The organism is Mucilaginibacter sp. UYCu711 (genome assembly GCF_050433825.1).
Lineage (GTDB): Bacteria > Bacteroidota > Bacteroidia > Sphingobacteriales > Sphingobacteriaceae > Mucilaginibacter.
In genome coordinates, this window is the sequence record NZ_JBNPWM010000006.1 from 46,123 (window position 1) to 70,683 (window position 24,561).

The window sequence follows — 24,561 nt, forward strand, 5'->3', positions numbered from 1 at the left end:
TGTCCTTAAGTCAAAGGTATAGGACCCTTACAGTCAGAATATGTCACTCTTTTACTTTGATGTAATATTTTTTTTGAAGACGGTCGTACCGGATATCAAGACCGCGGTCACGGAGGTGATCGAGCATTCGTTTGACGGTACGCGTGCTACAGCCGAAGCGCTCTGCGGCCGCAGCGATCGTGCGAAAGCGATTCTTTTGGATTAATTCTAAAATGTAATCGAGGCGTTTTTCATAGCTTCTGTAATCCATAATTCATCCGGTGTCAGGATCGGACGATGAAATTGAGCTATTGTCAGGGAAAAAACTATAAGCGTAGCTTATAATTTATTTGAAAAATACCTTGAATATGGCACTGTGTCTAGCAGTTACCGGCTCGGAAAGGTCAACTTTTTTCGTGCCTTAACATGGGCAGTCAGCGTTGCTTGCAGTTTTTTGATTGTTTTGATAAACGCAACATGGTTTATTCCCAGTCCAAATTTAGGTTTGGGCATCAATTCAAAAGGTGACATTTCTAATATCTCTGCGATCTCGTAAACTCTGGTCAACGTTAGGGCTGTTTCGCCCCGTTCAAGATTAGAATAGGCTGCCTGCGATATGTTCAGCATAAAGGCCATGTATTCCTGGCTGTAACTTTTCGTTACCCGACGTATCCTTATTTTTTCTCCGATGTTATCCATGGCAGTATATCATTTATCCTATAAGCAAATATAATAAATTACAAGTTCAGGTTTTTGTCGACGCCAGCCCGCGGCTTGACCTTTACCGCAATTCTCAATAGTGGGAAGAAACTTAATTACCATACCATGAAATATTTGTCTGTTGAAGAAGCTGGTGAACTAAAAGCCGGTGCAGCCGATTGCGGATACAACATTGTGGTCTCCGCGACCATTGGCGGCCTTTTTGGCGGAGTTGGTTCTGCCGTGGGTGCCGTAATTGCTGCCACCGGGCCTTCCTGCCTCGCCTGGTGGTAGGTTCCCTTTTGATCCCGGGATATTTCCCGGGGTCTTTTTTTTATAAACACGCCTGGGAATAAGACCAGCGTGATCAGTATTCCTCCCAAAGCACTGAAAAAATGGCGCTCATGATCCATTAACTCATTACCGCTGCGTACTTTATATATGATCAAGCCAATCAGCACGATCAAACTTGCATAAATATTTTTGATCCCACCGATTAGGGGTAGATAAAGCGCAATGTAACTCGGTGCTAATATCATGAAGCTCATCATACACCCAATGATGCTGCCGGATGCACCAGCACTTGAATAATCAAAGTCTCGCCGGTGACGAAACGTCGTATAAATGATCCCGCTTGCAAAGCTTACCAAATAAATAATCAGCAATAACAAGCTGCCATGCGCTGATCTCGACCGTAAGTTTCTTTCCAGATCACCACATACGTAAAACGCCATTACCTCATTTAAGAGGAAATGGCCGATATCATTGTGCACCAGGTCAGAGGTGAACAATCTATAATACTCGGAATGTCTGAAAATACTGACCGGATGCAGGATAAACTTTAAATGAAGCTTTTTCGAAAAAGTGGTTATCGACATCCCAATGAAAATGACGGACATGACCGACAGTGTTAACGGAATGTTCCTGATAGTATTCGATAAGGTATACATAGATTATCATTTTTTAATTCGCAATCACATTTACTAATAATTTATAATTTCCTGTAATTGTAAATGGCCCTGTTCCCTCGGAATTTTACTTCAAAATCTACGACGATGAAGTTTTTAATGCGAAATGGCCTTTTATGCCTGGGAATCGGGATATCAATTACCTGTTTAATGATCTTTTACACTGATCACTATATTTTAACTACAGGGTTTTATGAAAATAGTGGAGATCCTTTGTTTGGCATTCCGGGGCAGGGCCAGGCAGTTTTTGATAACTTACAAAAGTGGATCTACTTGTCCGCTATTTTTTATTTGTTGATAAAGCTGGCGATCATCAGCTTGATATTACATACTGCGCTTTATCTAAACGATCATGAAGTTGCAATGTATGATATTTTTAAAATAACAGTTATCGCGGAAACTGTTCTTTTCGTCCACTCCATGCTAAAGATCGTACTTTTTTCTTATACGTTCCCTAATGGCAATTTGTTAGGCTGGAACAAATATTCCGTCGGCTCCTTATTGGAACTCTTTCCAAATGTGCCTGCAGACTGGTATTATGTTTTTCAAACGTTTAATATTTTCGAGGTCTTCTATTGGTTTTTCCTTGCCTATGGGATCCGTAACGTCACTGACCTAAACTACGATGCCTCCTTAAAGATCGTTGTGCAATCCTATGTCCCCGCACTTTTGATCTGGATATCGCTGGTGACTTTTATTTCCCTTATGATATCTCCGGCAACGGGCTGATCCAAACCCTATCTTTCTATCACTTCAATTAATAAACTACCATGAAAAAATTATTTGCCTACAGAAATTACTACACATCGCAATTGGCGCCGCACGATTGCGGGATCGCCTGTTTGAGCATGATCCTTAACTACACCGGAAGGTTTCATGACGCTTATTCGCTTTCCATACGGACACCAGTCCCGGTAGATGGCCTTTCCTTGCTTGCTCTGCATGACCTTGCTCGAGCACAGGAATTATCTTGCAAGTGCGTTCGGATGGATGTCAGATCGCTTGGGGAATTGAGCAGGCCATGTATATTACATACCAAGGACGCTAAGCGACGGGACCATTATATTGTATGTTTCGGAAAAACAAAACGTCGTGACCATATGGATTACCTGATAGGCGACCCGGCTATCGGATTGAATTATATTACTCAATTCGATTTGGAAACCATCTGGGTGAGCAGGACCGCGTTGTATTTTGACGAATTGATCCCGCATGAACGATCTATAAAACCACAATTGGGATATTCGCTGCTTCGATTCAAGGCATTCAAAAAGGTAATGTTTTTTAATATCCCGCTACTAAATGCCTTTTCATTAATTCTTGGCATTGCGTTTTCCTGGATGCTTCAAAGGGGAATTACTACCTCGATCACTGATAGTAAATTGAGCCTAATCGTTTCGTTAATGGTTTTGCTGTTGCTGATCACCTTATTTAAAAGTGTGATCAATTATATACGACAGCGGGTGTTGATCAAATTGAATGCTGCTGTGAGCCTTGAACTCAATGCGATCATCTTCAAAAAGCTATTTAAGCTAGTTGGAAACACCCCCGGGAATAGTGAAGCGGGTATCAAAATGGCGATCACAGATATTCGTAAAATTCAAAATGCGCTTACCGCATTTGTAACGGCGTTAATAGGGGAAGGGACATTGATCATAGCTATATTAGCTGGCCTCTGGTATTATGAACCTATTTCCGGTTTAATAAATACTTTGTGTCTTTTATTAACTGGTTATTTATCAGTCGCTGGTTCATTATCCACACTGTTCGATACGTCCAAGTTAAGATGGCATACTGGGTACCTAGAAACGGCTTTATTAGCTGGGCTGAACTTTCCGGTTGGCGAAAATCTTGAAAACAAGCAGATCGACCAATTCATGTCTGCTAATCAACAAGCAATGACCTTTACCAGTGAGTTTGCGAACAAGTTGGTTAAACAAGGATTCTGGAACGAATGTATCGCGACGACTAACGTGCTAACCGTATTTGCTTATGGTTTATATGCTAACCGTGTAAGTGCGATCTCGTATGATAAATTGATCGCGGTCGTAGTACTCAGTTATTTTCTTACCGTCCTTCAGAGTAAGGTGGCAAACGCACTCGGAACCATTTTTGAAGGCGCTACACTGGCCGACCGCTATCAGCGCTGTTGAGCTCTAATATTATTCAGATTGACATTACGCGGTTGAAATAAAACCGGGATGAAATTTTATTGTCTAATGTGAACATAATTCCTATGAAATCTGAAATTGAACTGCTTAGAAAAGAATTATCAAAAAGTCTATCTCGATTAGATGACTTATGTTTTGAACGGAGAAAATACAATGTTTACCTAAAATGTAACGGATATGAGCAGTGGAACAGCCTATGACAGTAATTACCCTTTTTTTTGGCTTGATGAACTCGTTGAAGTGCTATTCAATCCGGATAAAACCAATCCAAAGACTTTAGGTACGGATGAACTCCAACAGATCCACCTTCGTTTGCCAGAGGAGTTTAGCCGAATCACTAATACCCTTAAAACACAAGCGTTCTGCCTTTACTCCAGCGACCACATCAAGGTGGTTGCAGGCCACTATGACCAGGCCGTCCGGCTACTGCAACTTCAACTACAGCAGCATTTGCAGCGTTACCCCAGAAATAGCAAACTCAGACCTGTCGCCACCGAGTTACTGAGTCTGCTCAATGAAATGGAGCGGGGGCTCCATAACCGCTATCCAAATTACCTGCCCGAAACAGCTACTACAAAGCTTGATGAGACCCCAGACGCCGTCGGCCTGCTTACCAAGGTTCTGTGCGCCCTTAGTGCAGACCAGGTAGGCATCCTTATACGCGCAGCGTTTGATGTCAAGCTTATCATCGGCAAATCTTTCCGTAAGGTGTGCAAGGCCATCGCGCCTTTTATCGCCACACCCTGGAAGGATGAAGTCGCTTGGGACACCATCCGCAGCCATGCCGGTCGGCCCGAGGACCGCGACAAAGATATCGCCATCGAAACACTGGAAAAGATGATCGCCCAGATCAAAGGCTACCGTTAACTCTTCACAATACTAACCCGCCGCCATTAAACGACTGGCTTTTTTATGCCTTATAATTAGTTTAAGTCTTTTTCTAAAATTCATTGCGCTGATTATCAGTAGGGTACCAGGGACCCAAAAAGGACCCAAGCAAAATTGGACTTTACCCGCAAGGCCAAAGCTGCCACCTTTGTCCCAACAGAACATTAACCACATTTAAAATAGCGCAACTATGAACAAACTACTTCATCAACTCAGCTGGGAAGCCTACCTCCAAATCGCCTTTTTAATTTTAACTGCCTGTTACGTCATCATCGCTGTTAAGTTTTTCCGAGATGATTTTGTAACGATCTATCAACGCCTAACCGGCCAAATCACCAGCAATGACGGTTTGCCTGCCGCCTTACAATATCAGGCAGAAGAACACGTCCAACCAGCCATATCCGATCATGCTATACAAGTTAAGCCTGACCTGATCAGTGACACGGGGGCGCTGGCAGTACTACTAGCTAAATGTATACAAGCCGCCGTCGGCAAACCCTTTGCATCAGCAATTCTCATCCCGCAGTTGAAAAAGATATTAAACGATTACCCTGAAATAGCCGCCTCGTCCGACCGTGAGCTAATCATAGATTTTATTATCCAGCAATGTGAAAGGACAGGCACAGCGCTGCTGAGCGAAAGTGAGGTAGACCTGTGGTGGAGCGCTTAGCGCGCGTGCCGCTTCCCCGCCCCGGCCCGCTGGTTAGCGGATCGGGGCCAAGGGAAAGCAACCGCGGCTAAATCAAGAGTTCAGCTGTCCCGCCCCGGTTCTGTAGTATCATTCGCCGGAAATGGGGGAACGAGGCAGCCCACTCTGGCAGCCATGGAGCCATTTCAGGGCCGCACGAGGAAATATTTGTGAAAAAATCAACTAAAAAGAGATGTGAAATGGAGAAGTGCAAAAAACTAACCAATCAAACCCTTAAAAGAATGCTTACCTGCGCAGGCTTAGCTATTATCAGCTTTACCGCCATTGCACAGGACGGCAACGCCGGCATCCAGCAGGCCAATACCCAGGTCAGGAGCTATTTTGAATCCGGCACCAGCCTGATGTACGGTATCGGCGCCATCGTCGGTCTCATCGGCGCCGTCAAGGTCTACCAAAAATGGAATGGTGGTGACCAGGATACCTCCAAGGTCGCTGCCGCCTGGTTCGGCTCCTGCATCTTCCTGGTGGTCGTGGCTACCATTATCAAATCATTCTTTGGGATATAAACTACAGCTATGAAAACACAACTTATCAGCCACCTGCACAGCTATATGCTCAACCACCAGACCGACCTATTGATCGCCCTGCAGGAAGACCATCGCCTGGATCATTACCTCGAAACCAAAGTGGACTCGGTTAAAGAACTGATTAGCCAGCTGGAAGGAGAAAACCGACCCGCCTATGTCATCGAAGCGCTATGTCTCGAAGAACTGACCCGTGACCTCCGGCCATCCCGTTTTTCTTATCTGCGCGATTTGCTGGAAGAAGAGTTTGAAGCCGACTTCAGAGCCTTCAGCCAAAGCGGCATCCTCACCTATGAACTGATCAACCTGGTCGGCGGCTGTGAACCCATTTTCGAGGTCTTCGCGTTCGGCGAGACGAACGAAGACAGCCACGAACTTAAACACGCGCTCATGGGTATGATCGCCGAATACTTCGAACGCTAACCAACGATGGCTTTTCAACCGCTGCAAAAACTAAGGGACAACATCGAAGCGATCCGGATCGCGCTGGCTTACCGTGATGGTAGGCAGCCGACGGAAACCGAAGTTATTGCCCTGCGTAAATATGCCGGCTTCGGCGGGTTGAAAGCCATTCTGTTCCTGGCCGGCGCCCGGGAAGGCGGGGAGAAACGCAACGCCTCCAAAAGCGATCTGCAGCGCTATCCCTCCATGATGGAACTCCATGAACTCCTGCGGAATAATCTTGATGAAGCTGGCTACCGCGAAGCCGTGCAATCCCTGCGAGGCAGCATTTCGACCGCTTTTTATACTCCTGAAATTATCCCGCGAACCTTGCGGGCCAAACAGGTAAACGGCGAAGCGCTCGGCCACGAAGCCGAACCCGCGAAACTCCGACCGGCAAGAGGGCAACGAATTTAAATACTCAACAAGCGATCGCCATGAACAACAGTATCTATACCATCAATAAAGGCATTAATAAAAGCATCGAATTCAAAGGGCTCCGCGCGCAATACATCTGGTATTTCGGCGGGCTGGTCATGGGCCTGCTGATCGTCTATGCCGCGCTTTATATCTGTGGCGCCGGTACGCTCATCAGTGTCACGGTAACCGGCTCAGCGGCGGCTTATGGCAGCGTGCTGATTTTCCGGCTCAGTCGTAAGTACGGTGAATACGGCCTGATGAAAGCTGCCGCCCGCCGGCGGGTGCCCAAAGTACTTAAATCTTACAGCCGTAAAATCTTTCAATACGTCACCAAACAGGAGAACAGCAAATGAACAAGCTCAAAGTAAGGCCGGTTTATAAAATTGGCGATACCCATTTTATTGTTGACATCGATAAGCAGGTGCTGCGTGAATTTCAGCGCCCGGAGAATGAAATTTCCTTTATCAACCATATGGCAGATCTCCAGACTCATTATGAACTGCGTTACGACCCCCGAATCAATAGCGTGGCACAAGAGAACATGCCCGATAGCCAGGTCCGGCTTATCCGGGTGCCGCAGCTGACCACCCTCGCGCCGGAACAAATGGCCCTAAAATATGACTGCACCGTCGAAGAACTCAAAGGTAAACCCGACTTCGAGGTAATGGTTGACCAGCAGCTGCTGGCCATGCGTCGTCATGGTTTATTACCCAAAATTGATATTCACGGCGAGCATTTTATTGTCGACCTCCGTATGGAGGAACTCCGCCATGCCGTGAATTTCTTTCCGATCCTCAGCCTGAAGCGTTTTGAACTGGATAAAGACGGCGATCATTTCGAAGCTTTTTACCATCCCATAACCAAGCAGATCGTCGAAATTGATCCCAAAATACTGGAGTTGCCCGACCAGGTGGTCAAAATCATCATCCCGGCAGAGATAGGGCTGGACCCAGTCAGCGCCGCCCGGATCTATGGCATCGACGAGCGCGAGCTGCTGCGCCGTTATCCGATACAAAAAGATCTGAAGGCCGAGATCATCCCGTTGAGTGAGACCGGCATTCCGGCGCTGATCCAGCGCAACAAACAGGCCTTAACGGAAGACCACCAGCAAAACGTACAGCAAATCAAACCCCGGAACCGCCCCAAATTTTAAGCGCAATTCAACAACAGAACGATCAGTGAGATGGAAAAAGAATTAAAAGACATTATGCCCTTACTCGGGGTGGAACAGGATTGCATCCTGTCCAAGCAGAGCGAATATACCGTTGGCTTTCGCGTGAGCCTGCCCGAGATCTTTACCTTGTCAGACGAGGATTATGAGAACCTGCACCAGGCCTGGGTCAAAGCCATTAAATTGTTACCCAAAGACAGCGTGCTGCATAAACAGGATTGGTTCATCCGAAAAGTCCATGAAACTGCCGCCGGACAAGCCAAAGGATTCTTAGCTAAAGCCAGCGCCCGTCATTTCCGGGGACGGCATTTCCTGCAACAGGATAGCCTGGTTTACCTGACTAAAAAGCCGCAAGGACGGGTCAAAAGCAGCTCGGTCTTTTCATCACTGCTGCGTCCCAACCTGGTTCCCAAGGCTTTGTTAAGGGCCGAAGCCGTCGAAGAATTCCTGGACATCAGCCGCCAGTTCCAGCGCCTGCTGGAAGATACCCGGCTGGTGAAACTGACACGGCTGACCGCCGCCGACCTGCAAAGCCAGTTGAAACGGTCAGGCCTGATCGAACGCTATTGCTATTTATCCGAGAACCCCGAACAACTATTGATCAAAGATATCGACCTGGCCGAAGGCGTCCGTATCGGTAACCAGGAAGTCGCGGTCTACACCCTGGGTGATGCCGAACAACTGCCGGGACATTGCGGCTGCCGGATCACTTATGATCCGTTCTCCACCGATCAGACCAAGTTCCCGGTAAGTTTCGCCGCCGGTTTGGGCCTATTACTCGATTGCAGCCATATCTATAACCAGTATATCCTGGTCGGCGACGCGCAGGCGACTTTGCGCCAGCTGGAGAAAAAGCGCTTGCGGCTGCAATCCTTATCAGCCTATTCGCGGGAGAATTTCATTTCGCTGGAAGCCACTAATGCTTTTTTAAACGAAGCCATCAGCCAGCAACGGTTACCCGTCAAAGCTCACTTTAACGTGATGGTCTGGTCGGAGAACCCCGACCGCCTCAAAGAGGTGAGCAATAAAGTGATATCAGCCCTGGCCGGAATGGATGCGGCAGCCAAACGCGAAACCGCCGGTGCCGCGCAGATCTGGTGGGCAGGCATTCCGGGTAATGCCGGTGACTTTCCGCTGAACGATACTTTTGACACCTTCGCCGAACAGGCCGCTTGCTTCCTTAACCTGGAAGGTAATTACCGTAGCGACAGTCCCGAAGAAGGCATTCGTTTCTGCGACCGTTTAAGCGCCAGCCCGGTCTATGTGGATCTGTATAACAAACCCCGCCGTGACGGCATTACCAGCAATATGGGCACGCTCATCTGCGGAACCAGTGGCGGCGGTAAATCCATGACGTCTAATCATATCCTCCGGTCGCTATTCGACCAGGGGGCGCATTGTGTAACGGTGGATATCGGCGGCAGTTATAAAGGGCTGTGTGAACTGGTGGGTGGTTATTATTTCACCTATGAAGAAACCAATCCCATCAAGTTCAATCCTTTTTACCTGAGTGACGGCGAGGTGCTGGATACCGAAAAGAAGGAAAGTTTAAAAGCTTTACTGGTTTCGCTCTGGAAAGAAGAGAACGAAACGTTCAACCGGGCGGAGTATGTCGCTTTATCCAACGCGCTTCAAGGTTATTATGAACACCTGGCCGGGGATAAAAACATCTTTCCTTGTTTCAATACTTTTTATGAATACCTGGAAACCACCTACACAGCAGTATTGAAAAGCCACCGGGTGAAGGAGCGCGATTTCGACATGGATAATTTCCTGTATGTACTGCGGCCTTATTACGCCGGCGGGGAGTTTGATTATTTATTAAACGCCCGCGAGAACCTGGATTTGTTGCGCCAGCCTTTTATCGTGTTTGAGCTTGACCAGATCAAGGATCACCCGATCCTGTTCCCGGTGGTGACGCTGATCATCATGGAGCTATTTATTTCGAAGATGCGCAAGCTGCAGGGAACGCGCAAAGTGCTGACCATTGACGAAGCCTGGAAAGCCATCGCCAAATCCGGCATGGCCGAGTTCCTGCGCTACGCCTTTAAAACGATCCGGAAGTTTAACGGCATCCCCATTGTCATTACGCAGGAACTGGACGACCTGATCAATTCGCCGGTGATCAAGGACGCGATCATCAATAACGCGGATATCAAGATCCTGATGGACATGCGCAAGTTCCAGGGCAAGTTCGGCAAACTGCAGGACACGCTGGGCTTATCGGATAAAGGGAAAACTATACTCTTATCGGTCAATAAGGACAACCGCGAGATCTTCATCGATCTCGGCGGGCAGGTCCTGAAAGTTTACAAAAATGAACTCTGCCCGGAAGAATATTTTGCTTTTACGACTGAGGGCCGTGAGCGGGTAAAGGTGCAGGACTACGCGCTGAAATACGGCAGCGTTGAAAAAGGTATCGCCGCCTTAGTGACCGAAATGAATTCAAACCCCAAAGCTTAATTATGAAAAAGAACCTCATTGTTTTATTGCTGGCCTTTTTTGGCCTCGCAGGCGCACCGCTAAAGAGCAGCGCGCAAATTCCCGGTGTCAGCCTGATCACCGGTATTATCAAAAAAGTGATCATCGCGCTCGACCTGAAGGTCCAGCGGCTGCAAAACCAAACTATCGCGCTGCAAAACGCCGAGCAGCAACTGGAGAACAATTTGCACCTGAGCAGCCTGACCAATATTTCCGGCTGGCTGAATAAAGAAAAGGATCTGTATGCCGGCTATTACCAGGAACTGTCCAAAGTCCGCCGCGCCATCGCCGACTATGAGGAGATCAAAAGCATTATGAACCGGCAGCTGCAACTCACCGGCGAATACCGCCAGGCGTCGGCGCTTTTTAACCGAGACCGCCACTTCTCGCCAAAAGAGCTGGAATACATGGGCAATATTTACGGCGGCATCCTGCAAGAGAGCCTGCGTACCCTGGATGAGCTGCTGGTAACGGTCAGTTCGCTGACCACCCAAATGGATGATGCCGACCGCCTGCAACGGATCAGCCAGGCCAGTAAAGCCATGCAAACCAATCTCGATCATCTCCGGCAGTTCAACCGGCAGAATGTCGGGCTGAGCCTGATGCGCTCAGGGGATGAACAGGACCGCCAAAGTATTAAAGACCTCTATGGACTGGGCCGCTAAGGCTGTGACAATTAAACAACATCATATGAAATATTTTCAAATCACCTTTTTACTTATTTCGGTTAGCTCGCTTTTTTCGGGCGGCGCCAGCGCGCAGTTCCTCGGCGGCTTTTTTAGCCAGCAGTCCGATAAGAAAAAATTGATGGCTGAACAGATCGCCGGTTATCAATTGTACCTGAACGGTATTAAAACCGCCTATACGATCGCGGACAAGGGCCTGACGACAGCGAACCAGCTGAAGAACGGCACCTTTTCGCTGCATAGTAATTACCTCACGTCGTTGCAACTGGTCGCACCGGCGATCAGCGATGATCCGAAGGGTAAAGCGATCAGTGACTACTATCAGCAAATTATCAGCCTGTTTCAAACGGAACTCAACTGGCAGCGGAAACAAAAATTACTATCCGCCCCGGAAATCGCTTACCTGCAAAAGATCGGTGATAATCTCCGTGCCAAAGCGAAACCGGATATGGACGAACTGAAACAAGTGCTGACCCCCGGCCAGCTGCAACTGACCGATGCGGAACGCCTGGAAAGGCTGGACCATCTGTATGAAGCGATGAAGGATAAAGCGGCCTTTGCCGGTTACTTCACGGCTAAATGCCGCAAACTCGCGCTGAGCAGGAAAGATCTCCAAAGAGAAAAGGAGCAGATCAGAAAATTATATGGTATTCAATAAACAAAAGGAGGGAACAAAGTGAAAGCGATAAAGAACAAGATCAAAACGGCGCTGGTGGCGCTGTTATTCCTGATCGCGCTGCCCGTTTGCAGCAGTGCACAGTCGATAGCGGATTGTATTGAACAACTGGCTTTGGACTATCAAAAGCTGGCCGGCTTGAAAAATATCCTGGGGCAAATGTATAATGGCTATGGTGTTTTGACCAAAGGCTACGGCGCGGTAAAAAGCGTGGCGCAGGGAAACTTTAGTTTACACGAGGCTTTTTTAGACGGTCTCTACCTGGTCAGTCCCGCGGTTCGGAAATACCCGCGGGTGAGTGATATCTTGAATAACCAGGCCGCGCTGGTCAGGGAATACAAACAGGCCTTTGGCGGCTTCCGGCAGGATAAACATTTCACCCCGGGCGAACTGGACTATATGTTAAAAGTTTATAATAACCTGATCAGCGCCAGTCTGAAAAATATCAACGAACTGGCCATGGTCGTCACGGACAGCGAGCTGCGGATGAGTGACGCGGAACGCCTGACGGCCATTGACCGCATTTGCCTGGAGAGCCATAACCAGCTGAGTTACCTGCGCAAATTTAACGATCAGGCGGCGCAAATGTCCGGGCAACGCGCGCGGGCGGAAGCTGACCGGCAGGGTGTCAAAAGTATGTACGGTATCAACTAACAATCCTATGAAAAACAAAATCTTAAAATTCGCTTTGACAGCGATCGCAGCCACGCTTATGCCTTTATTTTCACAAGCGCAGGGCGTCGCCGAAGACCTGCACGGATTGCAGGGTGTACTCGCCCAGCTTTACAACCAAATGCTGCCTTTATGCAGCGGGTTGATCGGTGTCGCACGCGGCATTGCCGGTTTCGCGACCCTTTGGTTTATCGGTTCCAAGGTGTGGAAACATCTGGCGGCTTCCGAGCCGGTAGATGTCTATCCTTTATTACGGCCGTTCGCTATCGGTTTTTGTATCCTGGTTTTCCCGGCGGTAATGGGGCTGATCAATGGCCTATTGCAACCGGTGGTCACCGCGACGCAGGGCATGGTGACCAATTCCAATGAAGCGATCGCGCGCTTGCTGCAGGACCGCCCGCAAGCAGATAGCGAAGCGGCGGCGCCCAACGAATCCAACAATGATCCCGATAAATGGTATCAATACAGCCATCCGGGTGGCGGCGATAGCGGTAATAGCAACCCGATAGCCGACGCCTTTTCCGGCTGGAGCATCAAAAACTGGGCACGGAAGTTTATTGCAGAAGTGCTGAATGTACTGTTCCAGGCGGCAGCCCTTTGCCTCGACACGATACGGACGTTTAAACTGATTGTACTGGCGATCATCGGGCCGCTGTGTTTCGGCTTATCCATTTTCGATGGTTTTCAGCATAGTTTGAAACAGTGGCTGGCCAGGTATGTCAACGTATTTATGTGGTTGCCCGTCGCCAATATCTTCGGCGCTATCATAGCCAAGATACAGCTGAATATGATTATCGCGGCCGATTCGGGGAACCTGGGCGGCAACGACCTGGGCAATACCAACACCGGATATCTCATCTTTCTGCTCATCGGTATCGTCGGCTATTTCACAGTGCCGGGCATTGCTAATTACATCATGAACGTTGGTGGCCATTCATTGGCCAGTAAAGCGAGTGGCATGGCATCCATGGCGATCTCTTATCTCGGCGGCGTGATGATGCAAAGCTCTAACTTAAACAAACCAACCAACACGCCGCAAACCAATAATTCACCCGCCGGGGACAGCAACAATTTTGGCAAAGGCAAGCTGTCCGGTAACTCACCCAATAAATCATAACCTATGTTTAAGAAACCAAAGAATCTTGAAACCGCTTTCCAGCATGTCCGGGGGTTCACCATCGCGATCGTAGTCTGCGCCTTCCTCGCGATCTGTTTCATGGCCTATGAACTCAAAACGGCGTCAATAGCGTTGCAGAGCAAGGTCTATATCCTGGCGGGTAACAGTGCCTGGTCAGCCGTCGCCGCTGAAAAAAGCGCCTACCTGCCCATGCAATTACGGGGGCATGTCCGTGCCTTCCATGAAGCGTTCTTTACGCTGGATCCCGATGACAAAGTGATTCATCGTAACATATCACGGGCGCTGTACCTCGCCGACGGCTCGGCGAAAAAAGTCTACGACAGTTTATCTGTCAGCGGCTACTACGCGGGCATTATGGCCGGTAATATCAGCCAGCGGATCATTGTCGACAGCGTCCAGCTGGACCTCAAAAGCAGCCCTTACCATTTTCGCTGTTACGCGACCCTGCGTATTATCCGTTCGACCAGCCAGGTGGCTCAAAGCCTGGTGACCCAAGGCGAGCTGCGGGAAGTCGACCGCAGTGATAATAACCTGTTGGGTTTCCTGATCGAAAACTGGAATACGCTGGAAAATAAAGAATTAAGTGTCACCAACCATTAAATAATAATAACTATGAAAACAACTGAATTAACTAGCAAACAAAAACGCCAGCGTATCGCGCTGCTGGTCTTACCACTAATCATTTTTTGCTGCACGACCTTGCTCTTTTGGGCGCTGGGCGGCGGACAACCTGAATCGGCCAAAGCTGCCGCTAAAAAAGGTCTGCGCATGAAGCTGCCCGCTTCGATCATCGGCGCGGAACAGACGGGCGACAAAATGAGTTTTTATGATAAGGCGCAAGCCGATTCGCTGAAAAAAGACCAGTTAAGGAAAACTGATCCCTACACAAAGGCGGTCATCGATTCCACCGCGAACCGTTTGAGTTTTGGCGATCCTTATTCACCGCAACCGGTGCCGGCTTTTGAAACCAGCGCCACAAATCATTCCGCAGCGGCCAATGAGGCCAGGATCAACCAGCGGCTTAGTCAATTACAGGCAGTAATTAATGCCCCGCCGGTAGCCCTAAAGCCGGCAGTCAGGGAATCCGTGCTGCCGAAAGTAGATAGCGTGGTTAAAGTCAAATCGGCTACGGAGGATCCCGAATTAAAACAAATGAACGGTTTGCTGGAAAAGATCCTGGAGATCCAGCATCCGGAACGGGCGAAGGCGGCGAACACCGCAGACGAGAAGGGCGCGGTTAAAAAATTCCGGGCGATCCCGGCGGAAATTGTCGGCAACCAGAAAATTGTGCAGGGGACGGTTATTAAAATGCAATTGCTGGACACGGTGACCATCGGCGGGCAGTTCTACGAAAAAGGGCAATTGATCTATGGCAGCGGCACGCTGACAAGCCAGCGCTATACCTTGAACATCCGGAGTATCCATGTGGGTTATAATTTTTTTCCGGTCGACCTGACGGTATTTGATATGCACGATGGCTTGGAAGGGATCAGTGTGCCTGAAGCGGTAACCGGTGACGTATTGCGTGATGGGGCTGTAGGTGGCGTTCAAAACATGGATATGATGAGTTTTGATCCGTCCATGACGGCGCAGCTGACCACTGCCGGTATCAATACGGCGAAAGGTTTATTTTCCAAAAAGATCAAACAGGTAAAAGGTAAGCTAAAAGATAAGCACCAGCTGTTGCTGCGCGACAATAATAGCCTGAAACCCGGCAATTACTAATTAACAGATTTATCAATCATTAAAATCAGAAATTATGAATCAGGAAAGTTTTGAATTTACAAAAGATCAACTAAAGAACCTTGGTTTTGGCGAAGATATCGCCAAAGACCTGCACACCAAAATGGATCAGAATTTGGCTGAGTTCACGCTGAACCATAGCCGGGCATTCGGTAAAGATGTGGTCGACTCAGTGCTGCACTTTTCAAAAGGCGACCAGTTAGAAAAGGATATCACTTTTTTTAACCGCTTTGACTCGACCTTGAAAAAGGAGGGAATGGAAGATTTGACCCAGACCTTTTTTGTCGGCGCAAAATATAATTACACGCTCCAGGAACGCTACAATATGATGGAAGGTCGTGCCGCTTTTCGGGAACAGCCTAAAATGGAACGGGTGGAAGTAAATGGTGAAATGAAAATGATGCCGACCGGTGAAACCTATTTTGCCTGGCGCGCCCTGGACTTCAAGTCCGCCGATAAGTTTGGTAATTTTGATCCGAAAGTGATGTTCTGGGATCATGAAAAAGAACTGAAGCAATACCCGGTCAAGGGTGTGGAGGAAAAATATGACCTGAGCCGCTTGCTGCCGTCGATCCAAAGGGGAAACCTCGCGAATGTGACGATCATTAAAGACGGTCAGGAGATCGCGGCGAAAGTTGTCGCCAATCCGAGGATGATGCGGTTGGATTTTTATGACGCGGCGGGTCAGAAAATGGAACTTAAAAAAGTCGACAAACAGGCAGTTAACCAAACGCAGAAAGTGGAGCTTACCCCTCAACAGGTGCAGCAGGCAGCCATTGCGCGCGGTGAAGCGGCCAAACAAACCGACCTGAAAGCTGGTGGGGTAGATCAGGCACAAGGCCAGCAGGCGGCACAAAGTGAAACGAACAGCCAGTCCAAAACAGAGCAGGTAAAACAACAAGACACGGTCGCCGCCGAGCAGAAAAATGACCACGGCCATCGCCGGAAAACAGGTGTCAAAGTCTGATTAATCAAAGTGGAGGTGTTTAAGCCGATAGCGGGGTTTTTTGAAGCGATCCAGAAGGATGGCCGGATAAGTATAACGCATATTGGTTTATACGCGACGCTGGTACAGTACTGGCAGGATCATGATTTTACAAATCCGATTAGTGCTTATAGTCATGAAATCATGCCGATAGCAAAGATTTCTGCCAGTACTACTTACCATAAATGTATTCGGGACCTCCACGAATTTGGCTATATCAGATATGAACCTTCCTTTAAAAGGAATCAGCGAAGTAAGATTTATCTGCTTTTCGGGTGTTAATTAAAATGTGTGAAAGATGAGTGTGGAAATTGTAACGAAAGAAGATCTATTGCTTTTTAGGAATGAATTACTAACTGAGATCAAGAATATGCTTTCTGAAAAGCAGTCCCGACCGGTGGAATGGTTGAAGCCTTTACAGTTAAGGAAACTGCTGGGGATCTCCGCTGGAACACTGCGTACCTGGCGGATAACGCGCCAGCTGAAATATTCCAAGGTGGGTGGTTCCTATTACTACCGTTACGCGGATGTGCAGCTCATGCTGGAGAAGGGGGCGTCCCGGTCTTGAATTTTCAATCATCTTTTAACGCGTTGTTGGATAACCTGGCCCGCGATCAGCGCGTCACGGTGTGGCATTTTAGTATTTACGTTAGCTTATTTAATAAATGGGCGGTAAACGACTTCCCTGATTCTTTTCCAATCTCGCGTAGCGAGATCATGGCTCGTACGCATATCGGCAGTATTGTTACCTATCATAAATGTATCCGGCAGTTGCGGGATTACGGCTATATCATTTATCGGCCGTCCTATAACCCTTTCAACGGGAGTTGGGTAACGCTGCTGGTATACTAGTCCCGCTGAGCCGTTACTGTATTTACTAAGAAGAAGGAGGCCGAACCGTTCGGCCTCCTTCTTCTGTTTAGGAGACAGAGTAAACATAGGTGTACTTGCGCCGGCTGGGCAAATCAATTTCCTTTTCGGGCTTGGTGCTTTCCGGTAATGTTTTACCGTCAGTTAACGACAGTGTTTTTATTGCTACCGGTTCCGCTGAAGCTACGCCTGTCAGCTTGTTGCGCAACTGTGCCATATCACGACCGATCTTATCAGGCATGATCTTCGCATAATGTTGGGTCTGCGTCAGCGTAGTGTGACCGAGCATTTTTGACACGGTTTCCAGCGGCACACCATTAGAGAGGCAGATGGTTGTGGCGAAAGTATGCCTGGCCAGGTGAAAAGTCAGTTCTCTGTTAAGACCGCAGATATCCGCTATCTCTTTTAGATAGGCGTTCATTTTTTGGTTGGACAGTACCGGGAGCGCCATATGACTATGCTGACATTTGGGGTGATCGGCGTACTTCGCGAGCAGGGTTAGCGCCAATGGTAACAAGGGAATAGGGCAGGGGGTGTTTGTTTTTTGACGGGCGGTAAAGATCCATTGTTCCCCGTCGTTGCCTTGGCAGATCTCAGTCCGTTTCAGTTTTTTTACATCAGCATAGGCCAAACCGGTACAACAGCTGAATACAAAAATATCCCGCACGTTGTTTAGCCGTTCATTTTCGAAATCTTTGACAACCATCCTTTCGAGTTCAAACTGGTTCAGGGGGTCGCGGCTGATCACTTTCTTGGTTAGTTTGAAATTAACAAAGGGGTCGCCCGGCAGCCATTTGTTCTTCACGCAGATGAGTACGATCTTTTTAAAGTTTGCCAGGTACTTCATGGTGGTATTGTGGTTGCACTTACGAACGGTCTTTAGCCAAAACGCATACTGCTCAATGAAATAATGATCAAGTTTTTTGATGGAAAAATCTTCCTTGTGGTATTGCCAGGCAATAAACTTGCGGGTATGTTCCAGTGAGGTTTCATATCGATCCAGCGTGCCGTCCGCGAAATCTTGTCCCACGAGTGCTTTCATTTGTGAATTGTGCTGGGCGAAAATTTCCAGTATCATTCTTTGCGTTGTCCTGCCGGTAACGAGGTCGCGCAGTAATTCGGCAGTTATTTCTTCTTCCTCACTGATCAGTTGTTGACGGGCCTTAAGCACCTTGCTATGCAGGGTGTCAAGGAAGAAGTTAATTTGTTTAACATCATCCTTGATGCCGATAGCACGGCATTTGTCCTGATCCCAACGGTTCGAATCCCATTGTTCCCTGGTTGACCATTCTACTGCTTTGCAATCAACGGTGATACGCTGGTAGATGAATTTTTTACCTTCATTTTTGGATTGTTTCAGAAAGAAAAGCAATCCGAAGCTTTTTTCTAACATAAATTGCCACGTTTAAAAGTGAATAAATGTCGAAAAACAGTCATTGGGAATCAAGATGTTCACCTCGTGAACAACTTAATATACAGTGAGTTACATGCTTTGCCGTGGCAATTTATAAAATTTTAGAATTGCCACGTATTTGCCACGCCTTTTTGTGTTTTTTTGTGCTTTTTTGCTGTTTTGATGAAAATAAAAAACCCTGTAAATCATTGATTTACAGGGTTTTGTTTGTTTTTGATAATGTATTCCGCGGAGAGCTAGGGATTCGAACCCCAGGACCTGTTACAGTCAACAGTTTTCAAGACTGCCGCAATCGACCACTCTGCCAGCTCTCCGGGGACAAAAGTACAAATCCGGGCCGAATTGGCAAGCGGGAATTTTACTTTTTTTAACATTTTGTTAAAAGGCTTATAAGTAATTGACTGTTAAGTTATTGAATTTTTAATCTGACAACTTTTCTGCGCGAAAACTATTAAAACGGGGCTTGACGATCTTTAAATTGCGCTTGGAAAGATCAATGCTTGCATTCAATTCGAAGCCAATGAGCAATATTAATGAGTTTAAATATAGCCAAAGCATCACTACGATGATAGTACCGATGGAGCCATATATTTTATTGTATGATGCGAAATGATTGATGTAATAAGTAAAACCCAACGAAGTTAAAATGGCCAACCCTGTTGCCAGGATAGATCCGGGGCTTAAAAAGGGCCATTTTAGTTTATGAGACGGCCCGTAACGATATAACACCGAAATACTGACAAAGAAGATGGTGATTATAATAAACCAGCGCGACAGCGTAAGCAAATAGATCCAAAAATGACTTTTGCTTGCTACGTGACTTTGTAAATAGGTTATCACACTTTCGCCAGCTATCATAACAGCTATGGCCACTATAAGAGCTACAGCAATAACTATGGTAAGCAGCATGGCAATGCAACGGCGTTTAAGCCAGGTGCGTTTTTCTAATATCAATGATGAGTTATTAAAAGCCTGCATTAAGTTACTAACGCCATTGGTGGCAAAATATAAGGCAGTTATAAAACCCAATGATAATAACCCCGCATTTTGGTGCTTTATAATGTCTTCTATTGTAGTTTCGAAGGCCAGATAGGCATAGGTTGGTAAAATGGTTCTGAGCAACTCTAATAGTTTTTCCTGGAAATTATCAACCGGGATATAGGCTATCAGTGTAAATAAAAACAGCGTACCCGGGAAAAGCGCCAGCATAAAGTTATATGCCAGTGATGAAGCTTTGTTTAATAAAGAATCCTCCAAAAACTCATTTATCAACGAAATGGTAACAGCGTGTACAGACAGGTTACCAAAACCCGGCAATACAATGCTTTTGGTCCATTTAATAAACGCCCGGTATAGTTTTATACGGAATAATAAACGGTGAACCCATCTCATCTGAAGCTAATTTACTTAAAAAATGGCTTTATTTTATCTAAAAACTCTTGAGATGGCAGGCAGGGGCGGCTGGTTTTCATATTTACAAATACCAGCAAGGTTTCGCCCTGGTGAATGAGTTCGCTCTTTTCATTGTACAGATCATACCTGAAATGAATTTTAACGCCGGGCATTTTATCCATAATAACCTTTACTGTGATCTCTTCGTCGTATAAAGCAGGTTTTAGATACTTGCTTTTCATCTCCAGCACCGGCATCATTATACCTGATGCTTCCATACCGCTGTAGGTAAGGCCCAGGCTGCGCAACATTTCAACACGGCCAACTTCGTAAAACTCGGCATAGTTGCCGTAGTACATATAACCCATTTGGTCAGTCTCGCCGTAACGTACTCTTATTTTGGTTGAGTGCTCAAACATTTATTTTTTAATGTTACGTTCATCAAGCGCCTTGCGGAATTTTTGCGCGTTCCTGTTATGCTCGGCCACATTGGTAGCAAAGTTATGGCGGTTAGAAAAATCCTCTTTAGCAACCATGTATATGTAATCGTTCTTCTCGTAATTCAGTACCGCTTTAACGGCGTTTACTGATGGCAGCATAACCGGCCCCGGAGGTAAACCAGTATGCAAATAAGTATTATAAGGCGAGTTAACCGACAGATATTTGTTTAGCACCCTATGGATGGTAAAATCGTTCATGGCAAAGATAACTGTAGGGTCTGATTCAAGCTTCATACCCTTACGTAGCCTGTTTAAATACAAGCCGGCAATAGTTGGCATCTCGTCGTCATAAACGGCCTCAGCGTCCACTATAGAAGCTAATATGGATACTTGTGGTACGGTTAAGTTTAAAGCGGCTGCTTGTTGTTTACGCGCTGGTGTCCAAAAGTTTTCATAATGCGTAAACATGCGCTTATAAAACTTCTCGGGCGATATATTCCAATACAGCTGATAAGTATCCGGCATTATCATTACAAAAGAATTATCAGTAGTAAAGCCGTATTGTTTCACAAAGTCGGCCGAGTCAAGATAACGAATCAGTGTTGCCGAATCGGCCTCGAACTTTTTACCTACAAATGCGGCAAATTGTTCTTTGGTCCTGAATACATGGAAAGACAATTCCACCTGTTCCTGCTCGCCCAACTGCAGCATCCGTATAAACTTGCGGTTGCTCATCCCTTCATGTAAACGATACTTACCTGGTTTAACATGGCCCACGTATTTCATATTCCGCGCCGCCCATGAGAATGTAGCCGTATCGGTAACTATATTTTTATCGCGGATAGTTTTATAAACGCTGTCAAAGTCCTCGCCGGTATGTATGTATAGGTATTCTTCGTTGCCGGTAACATTTGGCCCGAAATATCTTAAATAATAAAACAATAGGGTGCCGCCCAATGCCAGGACAACTATAATTACAAGGGCGATAATAAATTTCTTAAATGTGCCGCCCGATGATGTTTTTTGTTTAGCCATGATAGTAGTGTGTGATCAGGCCTGCAATCTTTGCATGGCCAGTAATCCGCCGGTTAAATTTTTAACGTTTGTAAAGCCGTTTTGTATTAAAATAGCCTGCGCTGTTTGGCTGCGCAAGCCTGCTTTGCATATAACAATTATTTCGGCGCTTTTGTTAGGGGCCACCAGCGCCAGTTTTTCGGTTAATTGCGATAGCGGTATGTTTGTACCACCAATGTTATAAGTATGATATTCTATTTCTTCGCGCACATCCAGCAAAATAAGCGGCTCGCTGCCCTTTAACCTGCTGTTAAAACTTTGTGCATCAATTTGCTGCATTATTGTTTGCCTTGCGTAACTGTTAAGTTAATTTTTGTACCGATGCTAACCTTAGTTAATGAGTCGGTTTTCATTGGCGATTGGCTAACCACTACAACGTTGCCTGAATCTGTTATCGCGCCCTCGTAAGTAATTGTGCCCACGCTTAAGTTCGAGTTTTTCAATATAAACCTTACCGCGTCGAGGTCCTGGTTTATCAGATCAGGCACTTCAACTTCGCTGGCGCCGACACCATCGCCCAAAACCAGGTCAATTTTTGAGCCTTTAGGGATCTTTGTGCCTGCCTTTATGGTCTGCCCAGCTAATCTTGCTTCTAAAACCACGTTCAATGCAATGTCAGCCCGATAGGTGGTATCGCCAACTTTTAACCCATTGTTTTGCAGGGTAGCAACGGCTTGTATATAAGGCATCTGGTCAATATCAGGGAACGCCACCGGCGGGGCCTTTACCGTAACCATGGTTAAATATATTTTACGATGTTCTTTTACATTGGTTTCGGGGTCAGGGTCTTGTTCTATAACCGTACCCGGAGGCGCATCGCCTACATACACTGAATCTATCTGGTATTCAAAACCCTGATCTTCTAATATGCTGATGGCTTTATCGATAGGCAAACCTTTTAATTTGGGAACGGGAATACCTGAGCCGTGATTAGTATAAAAACTAAGACTGAAAAACGCGATCAATACTATTGCTATAACCAAACCTATAGCCAAAAGTATATTGTTTCTGAAAGATTTGGTTTTTAAATATTCTCCGAGTTTACTCATCTGCAGCCTGGTAGTATTATACTTAATAATGCATCAAACATAAGGATAATTTCGGATTTATGCAGTTTGAAAAACTAATGTATTTATTAGCTCTCCTGCTTCAAAAATATTTATATTTGACCGTATGACAATGAAAAACATAGCACTTTTGGCCGGCGGCTTTACCGGCGAATACGAAGTATCATTAAACAGCGCTCAAAACATAGCGGCTAATTTAGATAAGAACAAATACAACGTTTACACCATATTAGTTAACCGCGACCGCTGGTTTTACGAAGATGACAGCGAACGCTTTGATGTGGATAAAAACGATTTCAGTATAACTGTAAGAGGGGAGAAAATAAAGTTTGACTTTGCCTTTATAACCATTCACGGTACCCCCGGCGAGGACGGTAAAATGCAGGGCTATCTCGACCTGGTAAATGTCCCTTACAATACCTGCGATGTTACTACATCGGCCATTAGCATGAATAAGGCTTATACCAAAACCATTGTGCATGGCATACATGGCCTCAACACGGCTAAATCACTGCGGCTGTTTAGGAATGACGGGCATGATGTTGTTAATATTGCCGCGGCTTTAAAATTCCCGTTGTTTATTAAGCCTAATAATGGCGGCAGCAGTGTGGGTATGAGTAAGGTTTACACCGTTGGCGAGTTGCCTGAGGCCATTGCCAAAGCTTTTCATGAGGACGACCAGATATTGATAGAGGAATTTATAAAGGGCCGCGAATTTAGCCGGGGCATTGCCCGCCTGCATGGCAAAATAACCGTGCTGCCGGCTACCGAGATCATTACTAAAAAGGACTTTTTCGACTATGAAGCCAAGTATTCAGACGGCGAAACTAAAGAAATTACCCCGGCCGACCTGAGCCCTGAAAAAAATGCCCAGATAGCCGAGATATTAACTGAAGTTTACCTGCGCCTTAACTGTAAAGGCATGGCCAGGATAGATTTTATATTGTTAGACGATACACTTGATTTTTACTTTATCGAGATCAACACTACGCCGGGCCAGTCATCAGCCAGTTTAATACCGCAGCAGGTTAGGGCAGCAGGCATGAGCGTGCCTGATTTTTATGGTGAGTTGATAGAAAGTAATATGTAGTTTAAGCTGCTTTGTTTTGTTTCACGAAAATGCGAATCAAATGAAACAGGTGAAACAAGGTTTTGAGTTAACTATTTGATATACAGTTTTTTTCTGAAATTTAGTGAAACAAAATGAAACAACTTTTGCGTCAGTATATTTATAGTTTATTTTAGTGTATATTTTTGATAATCAGTTAATTGCAAAATAGCTGATTTTAGTGGCGAGAAACGCCTTTTTGTTTCATGATGAAACAAGACAAAGCAATCTTGAAGATATTAATAATCCTGTTTTTTAGGATTTTGCCTGCTATCAATAAAAGCAATCAGCTCAATTTTATTGTTTTTGGCTTTGAATCGATATACCAGGGATACTTGCTTAATGATTACACCAATATGAGTTTGTTTCAGCCTGGTGGATTTGCGGAACATTAAAGGTTCGGTTTTTAATGTTTCAAGGTATTCATTAACCCTTGCGGTAAAATTAAATATTTCCTTTTCCGTCCAGTGTTCTTCAAGATAAGCTATTCTTTTACCAAATGTTTTAAGTGCTCTCGGGGTCCAAATTATTTCAACCCCCATTTTCCAAATAGTTTTACTGCTTCTGCATGCGTAACGGTTTCACCACGGTCGGCTTCTGCAAGTCCTTCTAAAACATCTTTTTGCTGTTCATCATTTAGGCCATCAAACCAGTCGGTTTTTCTATCAGACAAAAGCGCTTTTACATCCATAATAAGTCCTTCGTCTGTAGTATTCATTATAGTTTGTAAAATATTCAACTTTTCGATCTTTAAATCCATGGCCTTCATTTTTATACTAAGTTAAACATTTTGAGTTTTAATATTAAAAAATTTACTATCCCCCCCCAGCGAAATCGCTTTTAGA

General features: G+C 46.1%; 31 protein-coding genes and 1 tRNA gene. 20 read left to right on the forward strand and 12 right to left on the reverse strand.

Annotation, left to right across the window (positions count from 1 at the left end; translation table 11 throughout):
- Positions 1-43 precede the first annotated feature (43 nt).
- From ABIB50_RS13630 to ABIB50_RS13640, 3 genes are all read right to left on the reverse strand, one after another.
- Entirely contained in the window at positions 44-250 is a 207-nt protein-coding gene (locus tag ABIB50_RS13630) for a helix-turn-helix domain-containing protein (protein ID WP_429380301.1), read from the reverse strand.
- A gap of 116 nt (positions 251-366) precedes the next feature.
- Positions 367-678: a helix-turn-helix domain-containing protein gene (locus tag ABIB50_RS13635; RefSeq protein WP_429380303.1), complete on the reverse strand. Its 312-nt coding sequence runs from the start codon at positions 676-678 to the stop codon at positions 367-369.
- Positions 679-794: 116 nt separating this feature from the next.
- A complete protein-coding gene (locus ABIB50_RS13640) occupies positions 795-1,577 on the reverse strand; it encodes a rhomboid family intramembrane serine protease (protein ID WP_429380305.1) in 783 nt (260 codons plus the stop codon).
- Between the two features lie 219 nt (positions 1,578-1,796).
- On the opposite strand from ABIB50_RS13640, the gene ABIB50_RS13645 reads away from it, so the two are divergent.
- The 19 genes from ABIB50_RS13645 (at position 1,797) to ABIB50_RS13735 (ending at position 17,203) form a co-directional block, all read left to right on the forward strand.
- Positions 1,797-2,375 carry a hypothetical protein gene (locus tag ABIB50_RS13645; protein ID WP_429380307.1) on the forward strand — a complete coding sequence of 193 codons (579 nt, stop codon included), beginning with the start codon at positions 1,797-1,799 and terminating at the stop codon, positions 2,373-2,375.
- A gap of 41 nt (positions 2,376-2,416) precedes the next feature.
- Positions 2,417-3,799: a cysteine peptidase family C39 domain-containing protein gene (locus ABIB50_RS13650; RefSeq protein ID WP_429380309.1), complete on the forward strand. Its 1,383-nt coding sequence runs from the start codon at positions 2,417-2,419 to the stop codon at positions 3,797-3,799.
- A gap of 195 nt (positions 3,800-3,994) precedes the next feature.
- Entirely contained in the window at positions 3,995-4,684 is a 690-nt protein-coding gene (locus ABIB50_RS13655; protein ID WP_429380311.1) for a hypothetical protein, read from the forward strand.
- Positions 4,685-4,895: 211 nt separating this feature from the next.
- Positions 4,896-5,375, forward strand: coding sequence for a hypothetical protein (locus ABIB50_RS13660; RefSeq protein ID WP_429380313.1), 480 nt, complete (start codon positions 4,896-4,898; stop codon positions 5,373-5,375).
- Between the two features lie 260 nt (positions 5,376-5,635).
- Positions 5,636-5,920 carry a DUF4134 domain-containing protein gene (locus ABIB50_RS13665; protein ID WP_429381002.1) on the forward strand — a complete coding sequence of 95 codons (285 nt, stop codon included), beginning with the start codon at positions 5,636-5,638 and terminating at the stop codon, positions 5,918-5,920.
- 9 nt (positions 5,921-5,929) lie between these two features.
- The gene (locus ABIB50_RS13670; protein ID WP_429380315.1) at positions 5,930-6,361 is read left to right on the forward strand and encodes a DUF1896 family protein; all 432 of its coding nucleotides are present in this window, start codon (positions 5,930-5,932) and stop codon (positions 6,359-6,361) included.
- 6 nt (positions 6,362-6,367) lie between these two features.
- Complete coding sequence (locus ABIB50_RS13675) at positions 6,368-6,796, forward strand: hypothetical protein (RefSeq protein ID WP_429380317.1); 429 nt, start codon at positions 6,368-6,370, stop codon at positions 6,794-6,796.
- Between the two features lie 20 nt (positions 6,797-6,816).
- Complete coding sequence (locus ABIB50_RS13680) at positions 6,817-7,152, forward strand: DUF4133 domain-containing protein (RefSeq protein ID WP_429380319.1); 336 nt, start codon at positions 6,817-6,819, stop codon at positions 7,150-7,152.
- On the forward strand, positions 7,149-7,952 hold the full coding sequence (locus tag ABIB50_RS13685; protein WP_429380321.1) for a hypothetical protein: 804 nt from the start codon (positions 7,149-7,151) through the stop codon (positions 7,950-7,952). The genes ABIB50_RS13680 and ABIB50_RS13685 overlap by 4 nt, the downstream gene beginning before the upstream one ends.
- A 30-nt stretch (positions 7,953-7,982) precedes the next feature.
- A complete protein-coding gene (locus ABIB50_RS13690; RefSeq protein WP_429380323.1) occupies positions 7,983-10,433 on the forward strand; it encodes a TraG family conjugative transposon ATPase in 2,451 nt (816 codons plus the stop codon).
- Positions 10,434-10,435: 2 nt separating this feature from the next.
- Positions 10,436-11,116, forward strand: coding sequence for a conjugal transfer protein TraI (locus ABIB50_RS13695; protein WP_429380325.1), 681 nt, complete (start codon positions 10,436-10,438; stop codon positions 11,114-11,116).
- Positions 11,117-11,141: 25 nt separating this feature from the next.
- The gene (locus tag ABIB50_RS13700; protein WP_429380327.1) at positions 11,142-11,795 is read left to right on the forward strand and encodes a hypothetical protein; all 654 of its coding nucleotides are present in this window, start codon (positions 11,142-11,144) and stop codon (positions 11,793-11,795) included.
- Between the two features lie 18 nt (positions 11,796-11,813).
- Positions 11,814-12,467, forward strand: coding sequence for a TerB family tellurite resistance protein (locus ABIB50_RS13705; protein WP_429380329.1), 654 nt, complete (start codon positions 11,814-11,816; stop codon positions 12,465-12,467).
- Positions 12,468-12,474: 7 nt separating this feature from the next.
- Positions 12,475-13,602, forward strand: a complete 1,128-nt coding sequence (gene traJ, locus ABIB50_RS13710; RefSeq protein WP_429380331.1) for a conjugative transposon protein TraJ — start codon at positions 12,475-12,477, stop codon at positions 13,600-13,602.
- 3 nt (positions 13,603-13,605) lie between these two features.
- Positions 13,606-14,223: a conjugative transposon protein TraK gene (traK, locus tag ABIB50_RS13715; RefSeq protein WP_429380333.1), complete on the forward strand. Its 618-nt coding sequence runs from the start codon at positions 13,606-13,608 to the stop codon at positions 14,221-14,223.
- A gap of 12 nt (positions 14,224-14,235) precedes the next feature.
- The gene (gene traM / locus ABIB50_RS13720) at positions 14,236-15,348 is read left to right on the forward strand and encodes a conjugative transposon protein TraM (protein WP_429380335.1); all 1,113 of its coding nucleotides are present in this window, start codon (positions 14,236-14,238) and stop codon (positions 15,346-15,348) included.
- Positions 15,349-15,382: 34 nt separating this feature from the next.
- Positions 15,383-16,333 carry a hypothetical protein gene (locus tag ABIB50_RS13725; protein WP_429380337.1) on the forward strand — a complete coding sequence of 317 codons (951 nt, stop codon included), beginning with the start codon at positions 15,383-15,385 and terminating at the stop codon, positions 16,331-16,333.
- Positions 16,334-16,649: 316 nt separating this feature from the next.
- Positions 16,650-16,919 (forward strand): helix-turn-helix domain-containing protein, encoded by a 270-nt coding sequence (locus tag ABIB50_RS13730; RefSeq protein ID WP_429380339.1) that lies wholly within the window; start codon positions 16,650-16,652, stop codon positions 16,917-16,919.
- Between the two features lie 26 nt (positions 16,920-16,945).
- The gene (locus ABIB50_RS13735; RefSeq protein WP_429380341.1) at positions 16,946-17,203 is read left to right on the forward strand and encodes a hypothetical protein; all 258 of its coding nucleotides are present in this window, start codon (positions 16,946-16,948) and stop codon (positions 17,201-17,203) included.
- 67 nt (positions 17,204-17,270) lie between these two features.
- On the opposite strand, the gene ABIB50_RS13740 is transcribed toward ABIB50_RS13735, so the two are convergent.
- The 7 genes from ABIB50_RS13740 to ABIB50_RS13770 all read right to left on the reverse strand — a co-directional run bounded on the left by ABIB50_RS13740 (position 17,271) and on the right by ABIB50_RS13770 (position 22,590).
- Positions 17,271-18,593 (reverse strand): site-specific integrase, encoded by a 1,323-nt coding sequence (locus ABIB50_RS13740; RefSeq protein WP_429380343.1) that lies wholly within the window; start codon positions 18,591-18,593, stop codon positions 17,271-17,273.
- A gap of 271 nt (positions 18,594-18,864) precedes the next feature.
- Positions 18,865-18,949, reverse strand: a tRNA-Ser gene (locus ABIB50_RS13745).
- 106 nt (positions 18,950-19,055) lie between these two features.
- On the reverse strand, positions 19,056-20,027 hold the full coding sequence (locus ABIB50_RS13750; RefSeq protein WP_429380345.1) for a YihY/virulence factor BrkB family protein: 972 nt from the start codon (positions 20,025-20,027) through the stop codon (positions 19,056-19,058).
- A gap of 11 nt (positions 20,028-20,038) precedes the next feature.
- Entirely contained in the window at positions 20,039-20,446 is a 408-nt protein-coding gene (locus ABIB50_RS13755) for an acyl-CoA thioesterase (protein WP_429380347.1), read from the reverse strand.
- On the reverse strand, positions 20,447-21,502 hold the full coding sequence (mltG, locus tag ABIB50_RS13760) for an endolytic transglycosylase MltG (protein ID WP_429380349.1): 1,056 nt from the start codon (positions 21,500-21,502) through the stop codon (positions 20,447-20,449).
- Between the two features lie 15 nt (positions 21,503-21,517).
- Positions 21,518-21,820: a rhodanese-like domain-containing protein gene (locus tag ABIB50_RS13765; RefSeq protein ID WP_429380351.1), complete on the reverse strand. Its 303-nt coding sequence runs from the start codon at positions 21,818-21,820 to the stop codon at positions 21,518-21,520.
- Positions 21,820-22,590 carry a PASTA domain-containing protein gene (locus tag ABIB50_RS13770; RefSeq protein ID WP_429380353.1) on the reverse strand — a complete coding sequence of 257 codons (771 nt, stop codon included), beginning with the start codon at positions 22,588-22,590 and terminating at the stop codon, positions 21,820-21,822. Before ABIB50_RS13770 ends, ABIB50_RS13765 begins: the two co-directional genes overlap by 1 nt.
- Positions 22,591-22,720: 130 nt before the next feature.
- On the opposite strand from ABIB50_RS13770, the gene ABIB50_RS13775 reads away from it, so the two are divergent.
- Positions 22,721-23,698: a D-alanine--D-alanine ligase gene (locus ABIB50_RS13775; RefSeq protein WP_429380355.1), complete on the forward strand. Its 978-nt coding sequence runs from the start codon at positions 22,721-22,723 to the stop codon at positions 23,696-23,698.
- Between the two features lie 257 nt (positions 23,699-23,955).
- Here the strand turns inward: ABIB50_RS13775 and ABIB50_RS13780 are convergent, their stop codons facing one another.
- Together ABIB50_RS13780 and ABIB50_RS13785 are read right to left on the reverse strand one after the other, a co-directional pair.
- Entirely contained in the window at positions 23,956-24,258 is a 303-nt protein-coding gene (locus ABIB50_RS13780) for a type II toxin-antitoxin system RelE/ParE family toxin (RefSeq protein ID WP_429380357.1), read from the reverse strand.
- Positions 24,243-24,476, reverse strand: a complete 234-nt coding sequence (locus ABIB50_RS13785; protein ID WP_429380359.1) for a hypothetical protein — start codon at positions 24,474-24,476, stop codon at positions 24,243-24,245. Before ABIB50_RS13785 ends, ABIB50_RS13780 begins: the two co-directional genes overlap by 16 nt.
- Positions 24,477-24,561: the final 85 nt, after the last annotated feature.

What these genes read in the sequence shown, in the direction of transcription:
- ABIB50_RS13630 (WP_429380301.1), bottom strand. Translation starts at nt 250, where the DNA reads ATGGATTACAGAAGCTATGAAAAACGCCTCGATTACATTTTAGAATTA.
- ABIB50_RS13635 (WP_429380303.1), bottom strand. Translation starts at nt 678, where the DNA reads ATGGATAACATCGGAGAAAAAATAAGGATACGTCGGGTAACGAAAAGT.
- ABIB50_RS13640 (WP_429380305.1), bottom strand. Translation starts at nt 1,577, where the DNA reads ATGTCCGTCATTTTCATTGGGATGTCGATAACCACTTTTTCGAAAAAG.
- ABIB50_RS13645 (WP_429380307.1), top strand. Translation starts at nt 1,797, where the DNA reads ATGATCTTTTACACTGATCACTATATTTTAACTACAGGGTTTTATGAA.
- ABIB50_RS13650 (WP_429380309.1), top strand. Translation starts at nt 2,417, where the DNA reads ATGAAAAAATTATTTGCCTACAGAAATTACTACACATCGCAATTGGCG.
- ABIB50_RS13655 (WP_429380311.1), top strand. Translation starts at nt 3,995, where the DNA reads ATGAGCAGTGGAACAGCCTATGACAGTAATTACCCTTTTTTTTGGCTT.
- ABIB50_RS13660 (WP_429380313.1), top strand. Translation starts at nt 4,896, where the DNA reads ATGAACAAACTACTTCATCAACTCAGCTGGGAAGCCTACCTCCAAATC.
- ABIB50_RS13665 (WP_429381002.1), top strand. Translation starts at nt 5,636, where the DNA reads ATGCTTACCTGCGCAGGCTTAGCTATTATCAGCTTTACCGCCATTGCA.
- ABIB50_RS13670 (WP_429380315.1), top strand. Translation starts at nt 5,930, where the DNA reads ATGAAAACACAACTTATCAGCCACCTGCACAGCTATATGCTCAACCAC.
- ABIB50_RS13675 (WP_429380317.1), top strand. Translation starts at nt 6,368, where the DNA reads ATGGCTTTTCAACCGCTGCAAAAACTAAGGGACAACATCGAAGCGATC.
- ABIB50_RS13680 (WP_429380319.1), top strand. Translation starts at nt 6,817, where the DNA reads ATGAACAACAGTATCTATACCATCAATAAAGGCATTAATAAAAGCATC.
- ABIB50_RS13685 (WP_429380321.1), top strand. Translation starts at nt 7,149, where the DNA reads ATGAACAAGCTCAAAGTAAGGCCGGTTTATAAAATTGGCGATACCCAT.
- ABIB50_RS13690 (WP_429380323.1), top strand. Translation starts at nt 7,983, where the DNA reads ATGGAAAAAGAATTAAAAGACATTATGCCCTTACTCGGGGTGGAACAG.
- ABIB50_RS13695 (WP_429380325.1), top strand. Translation starts at nt 10,436, where the DNA reads ATGAAAAAGAACCTCATTGTTTTATTGCTGGCCTTTTTTGGCCTCGCA.
- ABIB50_RS13700 (WP_429380327.1), top strand. Translation starts at nt 11,142, where the DNA reads ATGAAATATTTTCAAATCACCTTTTTACTTATTTCGGTTAGCTCGCTT.
- traJ (WP_429380331.1), top strand. Translation starts at nt 12,475, where the DNA reads ATGAAAAACAAAATCTTAAAATTCGCTTTGACAGCGATCGCAGCCACG.
- traK (WP_429380333.1), top strand. Translation starts at nt 13,606, where the DNA reads ATGTTTAAGAAACCAAAGAATCTTGAAACCGCTTTCCAGCATGTCCGG.
- traM (WP_429380335.1), top strand. Translation starts at nt 14,236, where the DNA reads ATGAAAACAACTGAATTAACTAGCAAACAAAAACGCCAGCGTATCGCG.
- ABIB50_RS13725 (WP_429380337.1), top strand. Translation starts at nt 15,383, where the DNA reads ATGAATCAGGAAAGTTTTGAATTTACAAAAGATCAACTAAAGAACCTT.
- ABIB50_RS13730 (WP_429380339.1), top strand. Translation starts at nt 16,650, where the DNA reads ATGAGTGTGGAAATTGTAACGAAAGAAGATCTATTGCTTTTTAGGAAT.
- ABIB50_RS13750 (WP_429380345.1), bottom strand. Translation starts at nt 20,027, where the DNA reads ATGAGATGGGTTCACCGTTTATTATTCCGTATAAAACTATACCGGGCG.
- ABIB50_RS13755 (WP_429380347.1), bottom strand. Translation starts at nt 20,446, where the DNA reads ATGTTTGAGCACTCAACCAAAATAAGAGTACGTTACGGCGAGACTGAC.
- mltG (WP_429380349.1), bottom strand. Translation starts at nt 21,502, where the DNA reads ATGGCTAAACAAAAAACATCATCGGGCGGCACATTTAAGAAATTTATT.
- ABIB50_RS13765 (WP_429380351.1), bottom strand. Translation starts at nt 21,820, where the DNA reads ATGCAGCAAATTGATGCACAAAGTTTTAACAGCAGGTTAAAGGGCAGC.
- ABIB50_RS13770 (WP_429380353.1), bottom strand. Translation starts at nt 22,590, where the DNA reads ATGAGTAAACTCGGAGAATATTTAAAAACCAAATCTTTCAGAAACAAT.
- ABIB50_RS13775 (WP_429380355.1), top strand. Translation starts at nt 22,721, where the DNA reads ATGAAAAACATAGCACTTTTGGCCGGCGGCTTTACCGGCGAATACGAA.
- ABIB50_RS13780 (WP_429380357.1), bottom strand. Translation starts at nt 24,258, where the DNA reads ATGGGGGTTGAAATAATTTGGACCCCGAGAGCACTTAAAACATTTGGT.
- ABIB50_RS13785 (WP_429380359.1), bottom strand. Translation starts at nt 24,476, where the DNA reads ATGGATTTAAAGATCGAAAAGTTGAATATTTTACAAACTATAATGAAT.